This window comes from Sphingopyxis sp. J-6, from assembly GCF_046603995.1.
GTDB lineage: Bacteria > Pseudomonadota > Alphaproteobacteria > Sphingomonadales > Sphingomonadaceae > Sphingopyxis.
Genome location: NZ_CP145810.1, coordinates 233,287 through 249,607 on the forward strand (window position 1 = coordinate 233,287; position 16,321 = coordinate 249,607).

Genomic DNA, 16,321 nt, shown 5'->3' on the forward strand with positions numbered 1-16,321 from the left:
CGTTTGGTCCCTGTCATCGGATCGAACGATTGGTCAGTTTGTCGGCATACATGGCGGCGTCGGCGGCGGTGAGCAGCGCGGTCGCATCGGCTCCGTTTTCGGGATAGACGGCGACGCCAACGCTGACCGAGGCGCGATACTTCTCGCCGCCCGGCAGCGCGACGGGCTGGGCGACGCAGGCGCGGATGCGCATCGCGAGGTCGCCCGGAACGGTTTCGCTGTCGAGGGGGTCGATGATGACGACGAACTCGTCGCCGCCGATCCGCGCCGCGAAATCGCCCTTGCGCAGCGTGTCCTTGATGCACGCCGACAGCGCGACGAGCACGGCGTCGCCCGCGGCATGGCCGAAATTGTCGTTCGCGGCCTTGAAATTGTCGGCGTCGATGAAGAGCAGCGCGAAGCGGCCGCCGCGGCGCCCGGCGGCTTCGATCCGCCGTGCCAGCTGTTCGTCGAAGGCCGCGCGGTTGGGCATTTCGGTCAGCGGATCATGCGAAGCGCGGTGCGCGAGAATCGCATGCTCGCTTTCCATATGACCCTGCCATCCCTGTAGTTCGTCGAGCAGCGCATTGATGTCGCCGCCGAGCCGGTCGAGTTCGGCGATGCCGAGCGGCTGGACGCGCTTGTCGAACCGGCGATGGAGGCGGACGTCGTGCGCGACGGTGGCGATTTCGTTGAGCGGCTTCACCAGCTCATATTCGAACCGGCGCGCCAGCGCGATCGTCCCGAAGGCGGTGATGAGGAGGCAGATCAGCCCGGCGAGCAGGCCGATCCGGACATAGTCGGTGAGTGTCGAACTGTCGCCCCATACCTCGACCTTGCCGACCGCCGAACCATTGCGCCGGACCGCGACGGCATAGGGTTCGGGGAAGAAGATGCGCGTCAGCAGCGGCGCCGGATCGTCGGCGGGCGAGGTCCATTCTATCAGCGGCCGGCCGCGATCGTCGAGCACGCGCAGCCGGGCGATGCCGGGAATCTGCGTCAGCGGCTCGATCCCTTCGCGGGCGGCTTGCGGATCGTTGAAAATCAGCGCCGGTTCGACGCCATAGGCGCCGAGCTGCGCGGCCAGTTCGATATTGCGGTCGGCATAACCGCGCAGCGCCGTGACCCCGGCAAGCAGGATGGTGATGCCCGAGAGCGCAACGGCGAACAGCGTGATGCCGAAGTGAAAGCGCGACAGCAGCTTCTGCAGCGTCGTGCGCGCGCCGATGCGTTCGCCGGTCCGCCCGGGCGTGCGGCCGGTCATGGCGCGCCCTCCCCGTCGCGGCCGATCTTGAGCACGCGCGGATCGATGCGCAGCGGCCCACGGCCGATCGCGTCGAGGTTGACCGAAAAGCTGAGCCCTGCCTGCCGGTTCGCGAGGCAGAACATGGCGCCATAAACACAGGCGGCGTCGTCGTCGGTGATCGTCAGCGCGGGGCGGCCGCGCACCCAGCCGATCAGCCGCTGGCGATCGGCGACCGGCATGCGCCCGAGGAAGACGATGTCGCAGTCAGCGCCGCTCGTCACGCCGTCGACCGTCATGCGGCGGACGGTCACGGCGGGGCCGCCCGGCACGACCGGCGCCATGCGGTCGGTCAGGCGCGGCGCTCCGACAAGGCACATCGTCCTGACCGCGCCGCGCTGGCCGTCGGGCCAACGGGCATAGCCGATGATGCCGCCGAGCATGCGATTGACCGCGCGCGCGGTTCCGCCGGCGCTGTCCTCGACAATCGTCTGGCTGGCGGCCTGGACCGACATCTGCGGCGTCGTGAACAACGAGCCGATCAGAAACAGCGATGCCAGCACCTTGCAGTGACCCCCAACTGCGTGTTCGGGGCCATCCTGCCCCAGCGAGGGGGCGTCCGCTAGTTAAAAGAGTATGAAAGTCAAGGAAAAGTAGCGGCATGCAACCTTATTGCAACACCTGCGGCGAGGCGTCAGCCGGTGCGCAGACGGTCGCCGAAGCCCTTGCGGAGCTTGGCGAGCTTCGGCGGGATGACGGCCATGCAATAGGGATTGCGCTGCCCTTCGCCGTCCCAATAGGACTGGTGGTAGTCCTCGGCTGGATACCAGTCGCTGGCCGCCTCGATCGTCGTGACGATCGGCGCCGGCCAGTCGGCCTGCGCCCGTTCGATACCGGCGCGTGCAGCGTCGCCCTGTGCGGCGTCGAGCGGGAAGAGGGCGCTGCGATACTGGGTGCCGATGTCGTTGCCCTGACGGTTGAGGGTCGTCGGATCGTGCGTCGCGAAATGGACGTCGAGCAGGTCGTCATAGGAAATGACCGAAGGGTCGAAGACGATGCGGATCGCCTCGGCGTGCCCGGTGTCGCCGCCGCATACCTGCTTGTAGGTCGGGTCGGGAACTGCACCGCCGATATAGCCGCTCTCGACGCTCTCGACGCCGGCGAGCGACTGGAACACGGCCTCGGTGCACCAGAAGCAGCCTCCGGCGAAGATGGCGTTCTCACGGGTCATGGCGTCGATCCCTTTCGGAAGGAGGAAGATGCCTCCAAAATAGGATGGCGCCGTCCTATTCCAAGGGCGGCGGCGCTGCGATCAACGGCGGGTCGAGCGGTTTGCCCGATGCCTCGGCGGTGTGGATCGCCACGATCTCGGTTTCGAGCGCGCGGACGCGGTCCTGCCAGCGCGGGTGGGTGCCCGCCTGGAACAGCACCGGTCCGTTGCGCTTGCCGAAGCGCTGCCAGAAGCGCACCGCGGCATCGGGGTCGTAGCCAGCGGCGCGCATCAGCCATACCGACAGCCGGTCGGCTTCGATCTCGGTCTGGCGGAACAGGCCGGCGCTGCGCCCGAATTGCTTGCCAAGGCCGCGGTCGACCCCGGCAGCGTCGAGCCGGGCGCGGTGGCGGAGGATGTTGTGGGCGAGTTCGTGCGCGACCGCTGCCGCAAGTTCGTCGTCGTCGCTGGCGAAGCGCGCGAGCCCGGCGCTGATCAGCACCAGCCGCCCGTCGGCCTGTCCCGCTGCCCGGTCGCGGGCCTCGACGCGAAAGTCGCTGGCGCAGCCGGGGACTGGGCGCACCGCGATGGGGCGACCATCGCCCGGGTCCACCTCGATGGTCCTGGCTGTATCCTGCGCGCCGAGACGCGTTTCGAACGCCGCAATGCGGGCAAAGGCATCGCTGTCTTCGGCGGCCGGGGCAAAGTCGTCGATCGCATGGACCGCCATGCCGACGTGCAGCCCCGCGATGGCTGCGGGCGAGCCGGGGGCGATCGCGGCGATATAGGGTACATCGCTATCGCTCGCGTTATAGGCGGCGCGGGCTTCGGTGCGGTTCGGTGCGTCGTAGAGGCGGGGATCGCCCCAGATCCACCCGAACTGCGGTTGCCGCTTGTCGCAATGGCTCGCATTGGCGGTGGTCAGACGAAAACCGACTGCGGCAACACGCGCCTCGAGCGCCGCCAGCACGGCATAAGGCGATGTGTCGGCCGGGGCCGCCGCGGTTGCCGGTGCCGCGAGCAGCGCCGCCATGGCGGCGAGGAACGATCGTGCGAAACGGGGCATTGCGGCGCCCTTATCAAGGCGGACCTGTCGCGGCCATGAATTTTCGGCCTCTTGCCTATCACCGGGCAAGCGCCGATAGGGCGGGGCGATGACCGACGCCTCGACTCTCTCGCCCTCCGTTCATCCTTCCGTGCCGCGCCCCGCCGCCCTTGCGCGCTGGCTCTGGGCGGTCGCGCTGCTGGTGATCGCCGTCGTGGCGGTGGGCGGTATCACGCGCCTCACTGAATCGGGGCTGTCGATTACCGAATGGAAACCCGTCTCGGGCGTGCTGCCGCCGCTGACCGAGGCAGGCTGGCTCGCCGAGTTCGAGAAATACAAGCAGATTCCCGAATATAAGGAAATCAATGCCGGAATGTCGCTCGCGGCGTTCAAGGGTATTTTCTTCTGGGAATGGCTGCACCGCATCCTCGGCCGGCTCGTCGGCATGGCGCTGCTTGTCCCGCTGGCCTTCTTCGCCTGGCGCCGCGCGATCCCTGCCGGATATGGCTGGCGGCTGTTCGGCCTCGCGGTGCTGGTGGGGCTGCAGGGCGCGATCGGCTGGTGGATGGTCGCCTCCGGCCTCGTCGACCGCACCGACGTCAGCCACTTCCGGCTGGCGCTCCATTTGCTGACGGCGCTGTTCCTGCTCGCGGCACTCGTCTGGACCGCGCGCGATTTCGCGCTGATGGCGCATGATCGCGCCGCGATCAGGCCGCCGCTGACCCGAATGGCGGGGGTGGTGATCGCGGTCCTTTTCTTCCAGCTCTTGCTCGGCGCATGGGTCGCGGGGCTCAATGCGGGTTACGTCGCGAGCACCTGGCCGTCGATGAACGGCCATTTCGTTCCCGAGGGGATCGACTGGTCGCATGGTGCGTGGTTCGCCTTCACCAACGATCCGTTCCTGATCCACTTCATCCACCGCTGGTGGTCGTGGGTCGCGGCGCTCGCCCTGCTGCTGCTCGCGCGCCGCCTGTCGCGGCGCGGCGCGCGGACCGAGCCGACGCTGCTCGTCGCCGTCGTCGCGGCGCAGATGACGCTCGGCATCCTGACCGTCGTCACCGGCATGTCGATGTGGATCGCGGTGCTGCATCAGGTGACCGGCGCGGTGCTGGTCGCGGTCACGGCGGCTTCGCTCCACCGGCTGGGCCGCTCGGGCGCATGATCGCGGCGGCGGGGCTCGGCGGCGCGCTGTTGCTGCTGGCAGCGCAGCCTTCCGTTTCGCCTTCGCCTGCCCCGCCGGCCGCTGTCGCGCCCGCTTTGCAGTTCGCACCGCCGCTCGATCGGCCGATGACCTATCGGGTTACGACGCGGCGGCTGGGGCGCGACGGGACGCTGATCAGTTTTTCGCTGACCTATGCGTTGCAATGGCAGCGCGCGGGGCGCGGCTACCAGCTCGTCGCGACGCTGCAGCGGATCGATTCCGATGCGCGGCCCGAAGTGACACGCGCGCTGACCGCGGTGCTCCAGCCGCTCGTCGGCGAGCCGATGACCTATCTGGTCGCACCCGACGGCAGCCGGGTCGAACTGATCGACGCCGACGCGCTGTGGGAGCGGGCGATGGCGCGGACGCAGGCGCTCGGCGCCGCGGCCGGGCAGGCGGAGGCGCAGCAGATGGCGGCGCTGATCGCCGCGCTGCCCATCGAACAGCGGAACGAGATGGCCAGCGCCGATATCCGCGCGCTGGTGGCGCCCGCGAACGCCGCGATCCCGACCGCGGGCGGGGCGAGCGTGTCGATCCGGCACGACGGCGCGATGCAGATGGTGGCGCAGGTCGAGCGCGAATCGCTTGCCGCCGGTGGTGCGGAGCAACCGCTCGAAACCGACAATCTGTGGACGATCGATACCGCGACCGGCCTTGTCGTTCGCGACCAAAGGCAGAGCTGGATCGTCGAACCCGGCAGCGCTGCGCGGACGCTCGTCGAGGAGCGGGTTCGCGCGCTGGAGCCCGTGGCAAAAGAGTGAAGGTATCATAATACCCGTCAGCAAAGCCGCGATATGCTTGACTTTGCGCCCCGGAAAGGTCATTGGCTCGCTCCGAAGCGCCGCTGAGTCCCTTCCCGGATCAGGCGGCGCGGTTTGTTTCGGGCGGCGGCATCGCCGTTCGTCCTAGTCCATCTCTGTCAAGGAGCGTGCCATGAAGGCGCTGACCAAGACGACTGTTTCGGCAAACGCTGCCACGGTCGAAAAGAAATGGGTGCTGATCGACGCCGAAGGTCTTGTTGTGGGCCGCGTTGCTTCGATCATCGCCAACATCCTGCGCGGCAAGCACAAGCCGTCGTTCACCCCGCACGTCGATTGCGGTGACAATGTCATCGTCATCAACGCGGAGAAGGTGGCGTTCACCGGCAACAAGCTGCAGGACAAGCGTTACTACAAGCACACCGGCTATGCCGGCGGCATCAAGGAAACCAGCCCCGCGAAGATCCTCGAAGGTCGTTTCCCCGAGCGCGTGCTCGAAAAGGCCGTCGAACGCATGATCCCGCGCGGTCCGCTCGGTCGCCAGCAGATGCGCAACCTGCGCATCTTCGCCGGCACCGAACATCCGCATGAAGGGCAGAACCCCGAAGTGATCGACGTCGCGTCGATGAACCGCAAGAACAAGGTGGGTGCATAATGGCTGACGAACAGACCATGACCGATCTCAAGGACCTCGCCGGCGCCGTCGAAGGCACTGTTGCGGCTCCCGTTTCGAACGCGCCGCTGCGCGAAAAGATCGTCGACAAGCAGGGCCGCGCCTATGCGACCGGCCGCCGCAAGGACGCTGTCGCCCGCGTGTGGGTCAAGCCCGGCACGGGCAAGATCACCGTCAACGGCCGCGATCAGGAAGTCTATTTCGCGCGCCCGACGCTGCGTCTCGTCATCAACCAGCCGTTCGGCCTGACCGAACGCACTGGCCAGTATGACGTCGTTGCGACCGTCAAGGGCGGCGGCCTGTCGGGCCAGGCGGGCGCCGTGCTGCACGGCATCGCGCAGGCGCTGACCCGTTTCGAACCGGCGCTGCGCAGCCCGGTCAAGGCGGCCGGCTTCCTGACCCGCGACAGCCGCGCCGTCGAGCGTAAGAAGTACGGCAAGGCGAAGGCCCGCCGCAGCTTCCAGTTCTCGAAGCGCTAACAGCTTTTTCCGCCGACGGGTGGAAAAGAGAAGGGCGGTCCGGCAACGGGCCGCCCTTTTTCGTTGGCCGTCCAACGATCGCGAATCAAGGGAGAGATGGCGGCATTGGTGTGGGCGCGGACGTTGCTTATCTCACCTTCGTCATCCCGGACTTGATCCGGGATCCACTGCGGCCTCGAAGTCATGGACCCCGGATCAAGTCCGGGGTGACGAAGAAGGAAATGTCCGCTTCCGGCCGATTCCGGACGCTCCGTCACGAGGCCAGCAGGTCAAATAAATGGATCATAGGCCCATTGCAGCAATGCCTGTCGCTGGCGCGGGCGGCAGAAGATGTTGCCGGGTTCGCAATTGGCGCGAATTTGCCCGGCATGGCGCGAAAAGCCGCGCCACCGCTTGATCTGGATCGCATCAATGTCGGGCAGGCGGCGGCCCATATAATAGCGGCAATACCATTGGAACCAGCCGCGCGGGTCGGGACCGTAAATCCACCCCTTGTCGCGCCAGACCGACAGCGGTTGCCGGCTTTTGACCCCGAAATAGTTGAGGCTTTCGTCGGCGATGTCGGCGGTCTTTGCCTTGCTGAACCACGATTTCGGAAATTCCGCCGTGCAGTCGTTGCAATATTTGCCTTCGAAAACGCCCATCTCCAGCATTTCCTGCGGGGTGAAATGCGGCGTGAAATCGGGATCGAAATCCTGCCCGGGGCGGGCGGTCAGGCGATAGCTGTAATCCGACTGCATCCTGTCGTGCACATGGACCAGCCGGCCCTTCTTCTCGCTCACAGCAACTCCAGACTTCCGAGGGCCAGGGCCTGTCGCGCCGGGCGTTCGGCCATGACCGCAAACATTTCGTCCCCGCGCGCCGTGCGCTCGACGCTCATCGACGCGAAGACCGCCATGAAATAGCCGCTGAGCGCACCGATGCGATAGTCGGTCCATAACGCTTCGGCATCGATTTCGATGCCCCGCGCGTCCAGCGCGGCGATCCAGTGATCGAAGGCCGGACGATCGGCCGCCGCGCGTTCGGCCGGATCGGCGATGCTGGTGCCGACCAGATAGGCGAGGTCGCTGGCACCGCTGCCGCGCCCGAGCGTCTGCCAGTCGACCAGCCAGCAGCGCGTTCCGTCGGGGGCGAAGAGGATATTGTCGATGCGAAGGTCGCCGTGCACGATCGTCCGCGCCGCAGGCGTGCGCGCGAGATAGGCGTCGAGCCGCTCGACGATCCCGGCGCCGAGGTCGAGCAGTTCGGGTGCGAGCCGCGCGGCATAGCGCTCGCGAAAGCCGAGATAGAATTGCGGGAACAGGCTGCGGATCAGGTCGCCGTTGTCGCGCGACAGCCAGGGCAATGTTTCGAGCCGCGGGTCGTTCCAGAGCAATGCGTGGAGCCCCGCCGCGGCGTCGATACAGGGCCGCAATCCCGCAAGGCCGGTACCGGCAAGCTGGTCGCCCTGCCGCGCCGGAGCGAGGTCCGAAAGGATGAGGACGAAGTCGACGTCGTCGGCCGCGATCTCGGCATGATAGCAATGCGGCGCCGCAACGCCGCTCCCCTCGGCAAGCTCGCGGTACCAGCTCACTTCCTTGACATAAGTGCCGGTGAGCTTGGCGATATTGCGGCTGGCCTCGTCATGGCTCGGGCATTTGGCGACGACGCTGGCCGGGGCTTCGACGCCGTCCGCCCAGTCGAGCGCCAGCCGGAAGCTGTCGCACATCTGGCCGGTGCCGACAGGGGTTGCCGTAAAGCCGCGTAGCGCGCCCGGTTCCTGTCCCAGCTTCGCCGCGAGCCACGCCGGGCTCATGGCGCCGGGCGCGGTCGGAAAGCTCAAGGTGCCGGGTCCATCAGGCCGGCGAGGCCGGTGGGCGCGTGCGGGCCGACGAACAATTGCTCGAGCACGCCGACGCCGGTGTCGCTGCGGTCGCCGTCGGTCAATTCGGCGCGTACCAGCGCCTGGACATGCATCGCGAGCGGATTGCCCCACGTACGATCGGCTTCCGACAGGCTGTCGTGCGCGACCTTCAATCCGCCATGGTCGAAGCCATGACCCCAGACGGGATGCGTGTAGCCGAGCCCGCTCATCGCAAACATCGGCCCGGTCGGCGTCAAGGTCAGCCGGGTCGAGGCGTCGAAATCGGCAGTCAATTTGCCAAGGCGGCGCGTTCGCGGCTGCCATTCGGCGGCGAAGCCGGGGTCGGCATAATGGCGTTCGCCGCCGTTCGCGCCGACGATCACCGCCCGGCGGTTCCACGGACTGCCTGCGCCGTCGTCGTTGCTGTGGAAGAAGAGCGAGCGATCGGCGAAATTACACGGCGTCCACAGCCAGAAGAACTGGCTGAAATTTCCCTCCGGCGGCGGCTGCGGTTCGGCGGCGCCGACGGGACGGATGCCCCAGCTCCGGTCGCGCGTTCCGGCCCAGCCGGCATCGACATCGACGCGCGTGCCGTCGACCGAAAGCCAGCCCGACCAATGGCCGTTCTGCGTCATCCGCGTATAGTCCATGAACAGCCGCGTCCCGTTACGGCGCGTGAAGCGCGGCTCCTCGATCGGGAAGTGGCGCGCGGTGAAATGAAGTTCGGCGGCGAGCGGGCCGTCGTTCGCCGCGATGCGCAAGCTCAGCCGTTCGAGCGGTTCGTCGATCGCGATTGCGATCGGGCCGACCGCCAAATCGAGCCGCTCGCCTGCCGAGCGGCGGCTGGCGCGCAGATTATGCTGCACGCCGTCGACGATGACGCAGAAGGCAGCATCGACGATGCCGAGCTGCGGGTAAAAGCCCATCGCGGCAGCGAAGAAGACCGACCCGTCGGGGCTGTAGCCGTTGAAGAAATAGCGATCGTAGAAATTGCGATCGGTGCCGGCAAACGCAATCGGCTCGGCGCTCTGGTGCAGCGGGAAATCATCGCCCTTGGTCAGCATCGTTCCTCATCCCGTTTTTTGTTGCAACCTAACGGGAAGCGCGTCGGCGTCAATGCAGCGTCAATGTACGGGGGGATCGACCGGCGGTATCGCGCGCACCGGCGCGACGGGCTCGCCGGGTTCGCGCGGCGGAAGGGCGTCGGGCGGCACATCGGGAATCTGCATGTCGGGCGTGGCGATCTTTTCGACATTACGAACGCGCACCGCCAGCGTACCGTCGGCGAGGCGCAGCTCGTTGAAGCTTGGCGGGGTCGAGCGAATGCGCTGCGACAGGGTGCCCGCGCCGATCATGCGGATCGGGCCGGCCGGGGTCGGCTGGACGAGGTCGAAGGCATCGTGGACATGCCCGGTGAGCACCGCCGCGACGCCGCGCGCGGCCAGCTCGCGCAGCGCGCGGGTGCCGCCACGGGTGAGCGCCCGGCCGCGGGTTCCAGCCTCGACGAGCGGATGGTGCGCGGTGACGAGTGCGGCAGTTCCGGGAGGGAGCGCATCGATGGCAGCGAGCGTCTTGGCGAGCGCTTTTTTCGTCACCCAGCCCTTCGACCAGTCGAGCCGCCATTGCGCCCGCGCCGTCGTCTTGAGCGGCACGATCGCGACGCCGGGCAGGTCGAGCTCGCGTTCGACGAGCCGTTCGATGCCGCGAATGCGCCGATAGGGATAAAAGAAGCGCGCGAACGGGTTGAAATAGGGCAGGTCATGGTTGCCGACCTCGACCGTCACCGGCACGTCGAGCGCGCCGATCCAGTCGCAGGCGGCGGCAAATTCGCGGCTCCGCGCGCGCATCGTCAGGTCGCCGGTGATCAGGATCGCGTCGGGCCGGTCGCGGCGCACGATATCGCGGAACCAGTCGAGCGCGGCGCGGTCCTCCAGCCCGAAGTGCAGGTCGCTGATATGGAAAAGCAGCGTCATTGCGTCGCGATGAAATCGACTTTGCTGGCGCCGAGGGCGAAGCATGCAGGCGAGGCAAGCTCGGCGAGCTCGCCGTCATATTCGAGGCTGATCGGCCGCGCGCTTTCGAGAATGATCGTTTCGCCGACCGCGATCTCCTCGCTCGGCCCGTCGCGGAAATCGCCGCCGAGCCAGGCGAGACCGTGGCGCAGCACGTCGGCGGTGCCTTCGGTCAATATGCCGTCGGCGCGAACGCCCTGTTCGGTCGGGGTCAGGATGATCGCAGGATAGTTTTTCGTCTGCCCTGCGACGCGGACGCCGGGGGCGTTCAGCATCGCGTCGAGCGCGTCTGGCGCTTCCCCGGCCGCCTCGATCAGGCCATCCTGACGCATCGTCTCACGCACTTCGGCCCAATGCGTTGCGGGCCCCGCGACGACGGTGATGAAGGCGGTGCCCGCCTCGCCGCGGACGATCGGTATCGCCTGCCGCCGGCCTTTTCCGGACAGCGCATCGGCGAGGATGTCGGGCGCCGCCCGGTCGCCGTGCAGCGCCTTCGACAGCAGGTTGAGCGTCCCGCCCGGAAGCGGCAGGACCGCACCGTTCCACCCGGCGGCCCCGGTTGCGGCGGCGTTGATCGTTCCGTCGCCGGTCCAGACGAGCAAAAGGTCGATGGCCTGCCGCTTGAGTTCGGTCGCATCGGGAATCTGGTCGTCGGGCAGGGCAAAGGTTGCGGCGAGCGGCGCGCCGGCGGCGCGGCAGCTTTCCACAATCTGTTCGAGCACGGCTTCGTCATGGCTGCCGGACTGGCTGTTGCAGACGAGCGCGGGGCGGGCGAAGGGGCTGGTCATGCCCTTTTCTACGCATGAGCGCGCGAAAGGTCACCTCGTTCGGATGCGGGTTCGGATCATGGCCCGCTTGTTCGCGGGCGCGCGGCACTGTAGGGCGCGGAACCTATGGCAAGGCGCGAAGCCAAAGGACGGCGGTTGATCAAGATCCTGATAGTCGTGGGACTGCTGATCCTGCTGTTCGGCGGCGGCGGGCGGATGATCCTTGCGGGCGGCGCCAAGTCGCTCAACCTCGGCGACCGGCTGCTCGGCGACGGCGACGGTGCCACCCTGCAGGTCGCGGGGCAGCCCTATGGGCCGGGGCCGCGCAACATGCTCAACATCTGGGTGCCGACGGGGACGCAAAAGACCGACCGGCTGCCGGTGATCGTCTGGCTGTATGGCGGCGGCTGGTACAGCGGCGCGCGCGACGATTACGGCTTTGCCGGGCGCGCCTTTGCCAAGCAGGGCTTCATCGTCGTGATCCCCGATTACCGGATCGTCCCCGAAGGGCATTGGCCGGACTTTCTGCAGGACAGCGCGGCGGCGGTCGCATGGACCGAAAAGCATATTGCAGCCTATGGCGGCGACCCCGGCCGGATCGCGCTGGCGGGGCATTCGGCGGGCGCCTATAATGCGGTGATGCTCGCGCTCGACCCGCAATGGATGCGCGAAGCGGGCAGCGATGCATCGGCAATCCGCGGCGTCGCGGCGCTGGCGGGCCCCTATGACTTCCTGCCGTTCGAAAAGGGCGGCCGCGCCGACGTCGCGATGGGCGATATCCGTCCGGCCGAGCGGACCCAGCCGATCCAGTTCGTCCGCGCCGACGCGCCGCCGCTGTGGCTTGGCCATGGCACCGCCGATACGGTGGTGCGGGTGCGCAACAGCCAGAATCTGGCGGCTGCGATGCAGCGGGCCGGCGGGGCAGCGACGCTGCGCACATACGAGGGGCTCAGCCATAACGACCTCGTGATGGCGCTGACCGGGCCACTCGCATACAAGGGGCCGATCCTTGCCGAGGCGACCGACTTCCTGCGCGGTGCGACCGCGCGCCGGCTGCCGCCCGCTTCATGACCGCTCCGATCCCCGCCATCGTCATGGCCGGCAGCCGTCCCGGACCCGACCCGCTGCTGACGGGCAGCGGCGCGTCGACCAAGGCGCTGCTGCCGGTCGCGGGACAGCCGATGCTCGTCCATGTCGTGCGCGCACTTCGCGCTTCGCCGCTGGTCGGGCCGATCACGGTGCTGGCGCAGAACAGCGCCGAGCTTGCCGCCGAGCCGGGGCTAGCGGGGCTTGCCGACATGCATTTCGCCGATTCGGGCGCCGGGATCAGCAGCTCGCTCGCCGCAGCGCTGCCGCCCGGCGACGATCCGGTGCTGGTGACGACCGCCGACAATGTGCTGCTTACCCCGGCGATGATCGCCGAGTTTCTGGCGGGAGCCGAGGGCAGCGATGTCGCGGTGGCGATGGTCGAAAAGGATGTGCTGCTCGCGCGCTATCCCGAATCGAAGCGCACCTGGCTTAAATTTCGCGGCGGCTGGTGGTCGGGCGCGAACATGTTCCGGCTGCGCGGGCGGCGCGTGCTGCCGCTGCTCGACTTTTGGGGACGGATCGAGCGCGACCGCAAGAAGGGGCTGAAGATCATCGCCGCCTTCGGACCCTGGCTGTTGATCGGAGCGTTGCTGCGGCTGTTCACGATCCAGCAGGGGATCGCGCGCGCCGGACTGCGGTTCGGGCTGAAGGCGACGGTCGTCCCGATGTCCGAGGGCGAGGCGTGCATCGACGCCGACAAACCGGTCGACATCGAACTGATCGAGAAGATCATGGCGGGGCGGAACGCCTCCTAGTTTCCGTTCGTGTCGAGCGAAGTCGAGACACCCCTCGACCTTATTCTTGGCGCGATGGGCATCTCGACTTCGCTCGATGCGAACGGGGATGAGAGGTCAGGTGTTTGCCAGCGTCTCGTCCACTGCTGCGGTCGCGATCGCCAGTTCTTCCTCATAAGGGATCGTCGCATCGATATCGACGATCGGCGCGCCATTGAAGGTCAGCAGCGGCACCGTTTCGACCTTGCGGGTGATCAGGGCGCGATCGTGATCGGGCTTGCGCGCCATCACCGTGTCGACGTCGACGTGCAGGCGAATCACCAGCGTCGGCACATAAGCCGCCATTTCGGCATAGAGCGCGCGTTCCTCGGCCTGCATCGCCGTCAGGCGCGCGTTCGTCGCACGGCCGGCAAGGATCGGGCCATCGTGGAGGCCGGGCACCTCAAGCTGCGGATAGCGGTCGGTGACGATGGTGATGCCGGCGCGGCGTGCGCCAAGCAGGCTTTCGAACTTGGCGCGGCGCTTTTTCGACTTGTTCAGCGCATAGCGCGCCGCGAACAGCCCGGGGATCGGCTCCCCGGGTTCGCGGAGGCGATCGGCGATGCCGTCGAGGAAGCGGTGCAGCGGCGGGCCGATGACCGGCCAGCGCCCGATGCGCCGTCCCTGTTCGCCCGAGCCGAGGCCGAGGTAGCCGCTCTCCGCCTTGCGCGTTTGCTGCACATGCGCGAGCAGGTCCGCCGACAGGGTCGACTTGCCCGACCCGTCGCTGCCGACCACCGCGATTAGAGGAGCTAAACGCTCCTCGGGTGCAATCAGGGGAGCGAGATCGCTCCCCATTTGATCAGCTCAGTTCCTTGAAGAAGCCGACCATCTTCAATCCGCCGATAATGAAGCGGACGACGACGAGCGCACCAAAGGCATAAACCCAGGTCCACTGCTGCGGCGTCAGGACGTCGAAGTTGAAGTCGAGGCGCGCGAACCAGGTCAGGAAGACCGTCGTTGCGAGCAGGAACAGCTTGTTCTGTTCGCGCCAGATCATCCGCTTCCACCAGAAGGGGTACTTCGGCTTCACCCAGCCGTGGAGGCGCGGGAGGAGGGCGGGGACGTCCTTTGCCCATTCGGCATGCGCGGCGCCGAACTTTTCACGCAGGAACTCTTCCTCATAGATCGAGATGCGCTCGTAGATCAGGATCGCGAGCAGGAAGACGATCGCGCCGAACACCCAGCTTCCCGACAGCATCGCGAGGCCGGTGAAATTGAGGATGCGCCCGACATAGAGCGGGTTGCGCACGAGGCTGTACGGCCCGGTGGTGTTGAGTTCGCTCGCCTCGGCGGCGACCTTGGCGCGGCCCGACGTGCCGAGCGCGGCCCAGCCGCTGGTGAAGACACGGACGATTGCGCCGGCACTGGCGACGCCGAGCGACAGCCAGAACCACGCGCAGTCGCCGAAGGCTGTCTGGAACGGACCCCAGTCCTTGCTGCACCAGGCGATCAGCACCGAGATGGCGATGGTGATGTAGATATAGGTGCCGCGAATAAAGAAAAGGCGCTTGCCGCTGCGGGCGAGTTCTTGCTGGTACATGGATATTCCGCCTGTTGGCCGCAGGTGCGGCAATTACGTGGCGTCCCCTCTAACCGTTTTTGCGGCCAAAATAAGACGGAAAGTTACACGAGCCGCAGCTTGCGCGCCGTCTTGCCCAGCGAGGCGCGGTCGGCGTGGGGCAGGGCGAAACGCAGCGACGACCAGATCGCGGCGGCCGCGATGACGACGATCAGCGGCAGCGCGACCGGATCGGGCAGCCGGCTGACAACCAGCGCGAGCCCGCCCGCGGCAAGGGTGATGAACAGGCCGCGCAGCGCAACCGTCGGGAATTGATGGTCGAAGGGATGGAGCCGCTCCGCCGCCGCGAGCTGGAGCATCGGGACGCCGGCCATCACGACAAGGCCGATCGACATGGCGAGCGTGACGCCGGTGAGCTCGTCCATATGGCCGACGATCAGCCAGCCCGAAGCGAGCGCGACGATCACGCCGAAGATTGCGGCGGTGAGCTGGTGGCGGAAGGCGGCGACAACCTGGAGAACGGGCATCGAGATGCCGAGCACCGCCTCCAGCGCGCGCGCGAACAGCAGGATGACGACGGCGCCCTGCGCAACATCGGCCTGATGCCCGAACAGGCTGAGCAGCGACGAACTGCCCGCCGCGAGCACCGCCGCGAGCGGCAGCGCGATCGCGGCGATCAGGCGGGTCGCATAGGCATAGATATCGGCGACCTGCGCGCGGTCCTCGCGCTCGGCGCTCGCCGCGAGCGGCGCCATGACATAGACGAAGGCGATGCGGACGAGCTGGACGACGCTGGAGAGCTTGCGCGCGATCGTGAACAGCGCCGATGCGCTCGCGCCCGCGGCGCCGGGCAGCAGCAGGTTGAGGATCAGCGCGGGGGCATCGCCGAACAGCCGCGCGATGATGTTCGACGGGAGGATCGACAGCCCGGCCCAGAAGGTATTGCGCGCGGTTTCGGTGACCAGCGGCCCGCGTCCGAGATCGGCAAAGCTGTAATAACGGCGGAGCAGGCGGACGCAGAGGATCGCGGTGATGGCGAGCGAACAGAGGTGGGCGATGAACAGTCCCTTGAGCCCGAGCCCGCCGGCAAAGAACAGCCCCGCGAACACCAGCCGCATGATCTGTTCCCAGACGATGCGCAGGCGGATTTCGGCGCCGAACACCATGCGGGCGCGCATCGCCGAGGTCGCGATCTCGACGAAGGCCCATAGCGGCAGCGCCCACACGAAGAGCTGGATCGCGGGGGTGACGAGCGCGCGGTCCTTTTCGGCGACGTTGAGCAGTGGCGCGAGGTCGCCCGCGAAGATCGCGATCAACGCGGCAACGATAAGGCACGGACCGACGCCGAAGATCATCGCGGTGCGCAGCGCCGCGGCCGCCTCCGCGTCGCTTGCGGACTGGGGGACGGTGCGTTGCATCGCGCTCGTCATCCCGGTGTCGAAGATATTCTCGAGCAGGTTGATCGTCGCCCACAGCACCGCATAGAGGCCGTAACCCGCAAGCCCGAACATCAGCACATAGAGCGGCTGCGCGACGATCTCGACCACCGCGCCCAGCCGCGCGAGGATCGTCGTGCCGAGCCCGCGCGCGACGCTGCGGCTGGTAACGGCGGGCTGGGCGGCGGCGTCTTCGCTCATCCTTGCGCCCCTAGCGGCTTGCCATCATGGCTACCAGCGGCTTTCGCGCTTTTGCGCCATCCACCCCTTGCCGACTCCCTCAATCGGGTC

Annotated in this window: 18 protein-coding genes; 6 read left to right on the plus strand and 12 right to left on the minus strand. The window is 67.4% G+C overall.

Features of this window, described 5'->3' with window-relative positions; genetic code table 11:
* Positions 1–13: 13 nt before the first annotated feature.
* From V6U71_RS01245 to V6U71_RS01260, 4 genes are all read right to left on the minus strand, one after another.
* A complete protein-coding gene (locus V6U71_RS01245; RefSeq protein ID WP_411340623.1) occupies positions 14–1,243 on the minus strand; it encodes a diguanylate cyclase domain-containing protein in 1,230 nt (409 codons plus the stop codon).
* Entirely contained in the window at positions 1,240–1,785 is a 546-nt protein-coding gene (locus V6U71_RS01250; protein ID WP_411340624.1) for a YfiR family protein, read from the minus strand. Before V6U71_RS01250 ends, V6U71_RS01245 begins: the two co-directional genes overlap by 4 nt.
* A 131-nt stretch (positions 1,786–1,916) precedes the next feature.
* On the minus strand, positions 1,917–2,453 hold the full coding sequence (msrA, locus tag V6U71_RS01255; RefSeq protein ID WP_411340625.1) for a peptide-methionine (S)-S-oxide reductase MsrA: 537 nt from the start codon (positions 2,451–2,453) through the stop codon (positions 1,917–1,919).
* Positions 2,454–2,508: 55 nt separating this feature from the next.
* A complete protein-coding gene (locus tag V6U71_RS01260) occupies positions 2,509–3,498 on the minus strand; it encodes a M48 family metalloprotease (protein ID WP_411340626.1) in 990 nt (329 codons plus the stop codon).
* An 88-nt stretch (positions 3,499–3,586) separates the two neighbouring features.
* Between V6U71_RS01260 and V6U71_RS01265 the strand changes: the two genes are divergently transcribed.
* The 4 genes from V6U71_RS01265 (at position 3,587) to rpsI (ending at position 6,588) form a co-directional block, all read left to right on the plus strand.
* Positions 3,587–4,639 (plus strand): COX15/CtaA family protein, encoded by a 1,053-nt coding sequence (locus tag V6U71_RS01265; protein WP_411340627.1) that lies wholly within the window; start codon positions 3,587–3,589, stop codon positions 4,637–4,639.
* Complete coding sequence (locus V6U71_RS01270; RefSeq protein WP_411340628.1) at positions 4,636–5,439, plus strand: hypothetical protein; 804 nt, start codon at positions 4,636–4,638, stop codon at positions 5,437–5,439. Before V6U71_RS01265 ends, V6U71_RS01270 begins: the two co-directional genes overlap by 4 nt.
* Before the next feature lie 172 nt (positions 5,440–5,611).
* A complete protein-coding gene (gene rplM / locus V6U71_RS01275; protein WP_054586551.1) occupies positions 5,612–6,091 on the plus strand; it encodes a 50S ribosomal protein L13 in 480 nt (159 codons plus the stop codon).
* Complete coding sequence (rpsI, locus tag V6U71_RS01280; RefSeq protein WP_411340629.1) at positions 6,091–6,588, plus strand: 30S ribosomal protein S9; 498 nt, start codon at positions 6,091–6,093, stop codon at positions 6,586–6,588. The genes rplM and rpsI overlap by 1 nt, the downstream gene beginning before the upstream one ends.
* Positions 6,589–6,857: 269 nt before the next feature.
* Here rpsI and V6U71_RS01285 read toward each other — a convergent pair whose 3' ends face one another.
* From V6U71_RS01285 to V6U71_RS01305, 5 genes are read right to left on the minus strand one after another with little or no spacing between them, the layout of a single operon-like run.
* Positions 6,858–7,370 (minus strand): hypothetical protein, encoded by a 513-nt coding sequence (locus tag V6U71_RS01285; protein ID WP_411340630.1) that lies wholly within the window; start codon positions 7,368–7,370, stop codon positions 6,858–6,860.
* Positions 7,367–8,410, minus strand: a complete 1,044-nt coding sequence (locus V6U71_RS01290; RefSeq protein WP_411340631.1) for a phosphotransferase family protein — start codon at positions 8,408–8,410, stop codon at positions 7,367–7,369. Before V6U71_RS01290 ends, V6U71_RS01285 begins: the two co-directional genes overlap by 4 nt.
* Positions 8,407–9,495, minus strand: coding sequence for a hypothetical protein (locus tag V6U71_RS01295; protein WP_411340632.1), 1,089 nt, complete (start codon positions 9,493–9,495; stop codon positions 8,407–8,409). The genes V6U71_RS01290 and V6U71_RS01295 overlap by 4 nt, the downstream gene beginning before the upstream one ends.
* A gap of 60 nt (positions 9,496–9,555) precedes the next feature.
* Positions 9,556–10,404, minus strand: coding sequence for a metallophosphoesterase family protein (locus tag V6U71_RS01300; protein WP_411340633.1), 849 nt, complete (start codon positions 10,402–10,404; stop codon positions 9,556–9,558).
* Complete coding sequence (locus V6U71_RS01305) at positions 10,401–11,231, minus strand: diacylglycerol/lipid kinase family protein (protein ID WP_411340634.1); 831 nt, start codon at positions 11,229–11,231, stop codon at positions 10,401–10,403. The genes V6U71_RS01300 and V6U71_RS01305 overlap by 4 nt, the downstream gene beginning before the upstream one ends.
* A 105-nt stretch (positions 11,232–11,336) precedes the next feature.
* On the opposite strand from V6U71_RS01305, the gene V6U71_RS01310 reads away from it, so the two are divergent.
* Positions 11,337–12,281 (plus strand): alpha/beta hydrolase, encoded by a 945-nt coding sequence (locus tag V6U71_RS01310; RefSeq protein ID WP_411340635.1) that lies wholly within the window; start codon positions 11,337–11,339, stop codon positions 12,279–12,281.
* Entirely contained in the window at positions 12,278–13,054 is a 777-nt protein-coding gene (locus V6U71_RS01315; protein WP_411340637.1) for a nucleotidyltransferase family protein, read from the plus strand. The genes V6U71_RS01310 and V6U71_RS01315 overlap by 4 nt, the downstream gene beginning before the upstream one ends.
* A gap of 96 nt (positions 13,055–13,150) precedes the next feature.
* Here V6U71_RS01315 and V6U71_RS01320 read toward each other — a convergent pair whose 3' ends face one another.
* The 3 genes from V6U71_RS01320 to V6U71_RS01330 form a co-directional block, all read right to left on the minus strand.
* Positions 13,151–13,810 carry a hypothetical protein gene (locus V6U71_RS01320; protein WP_411340638.1) on the minus strand — a complete coding sequence of 220 codons (660 nt, stop codon included), beginning with the start codon at positions 13,808–13,810 and terminating at the stop codon, positions 13,151–13,153.
* Positions 13,811–13,874: 64 nt separating this feature from the next.
* On the minus strand, positions 13,875–14,615 hold the full coding sequence (locus tag V6U71_RS01325; protein WP_054724239.1) for a methyltransferase family protein: 741 nt from the start codon (positions 14,613–14,615) through the stop codon (positions 13,875–13,877).
* 83 nt (positions 14,616–14,698) lie between these two features.
* On the minus strand, positions 14,699–16,231 hold the full coding sequence (locus tag V6U71_RS01330; protein ID WP_411340639.1) for a lipopolysaccharide biosynthesis protein: 1,533 nt from the start codon (positions 16,229–16,231) through the stop codon (positions 14,699–14,701).
* Positions 16,232–16,321: the final 90 nt, after the last annotated feature.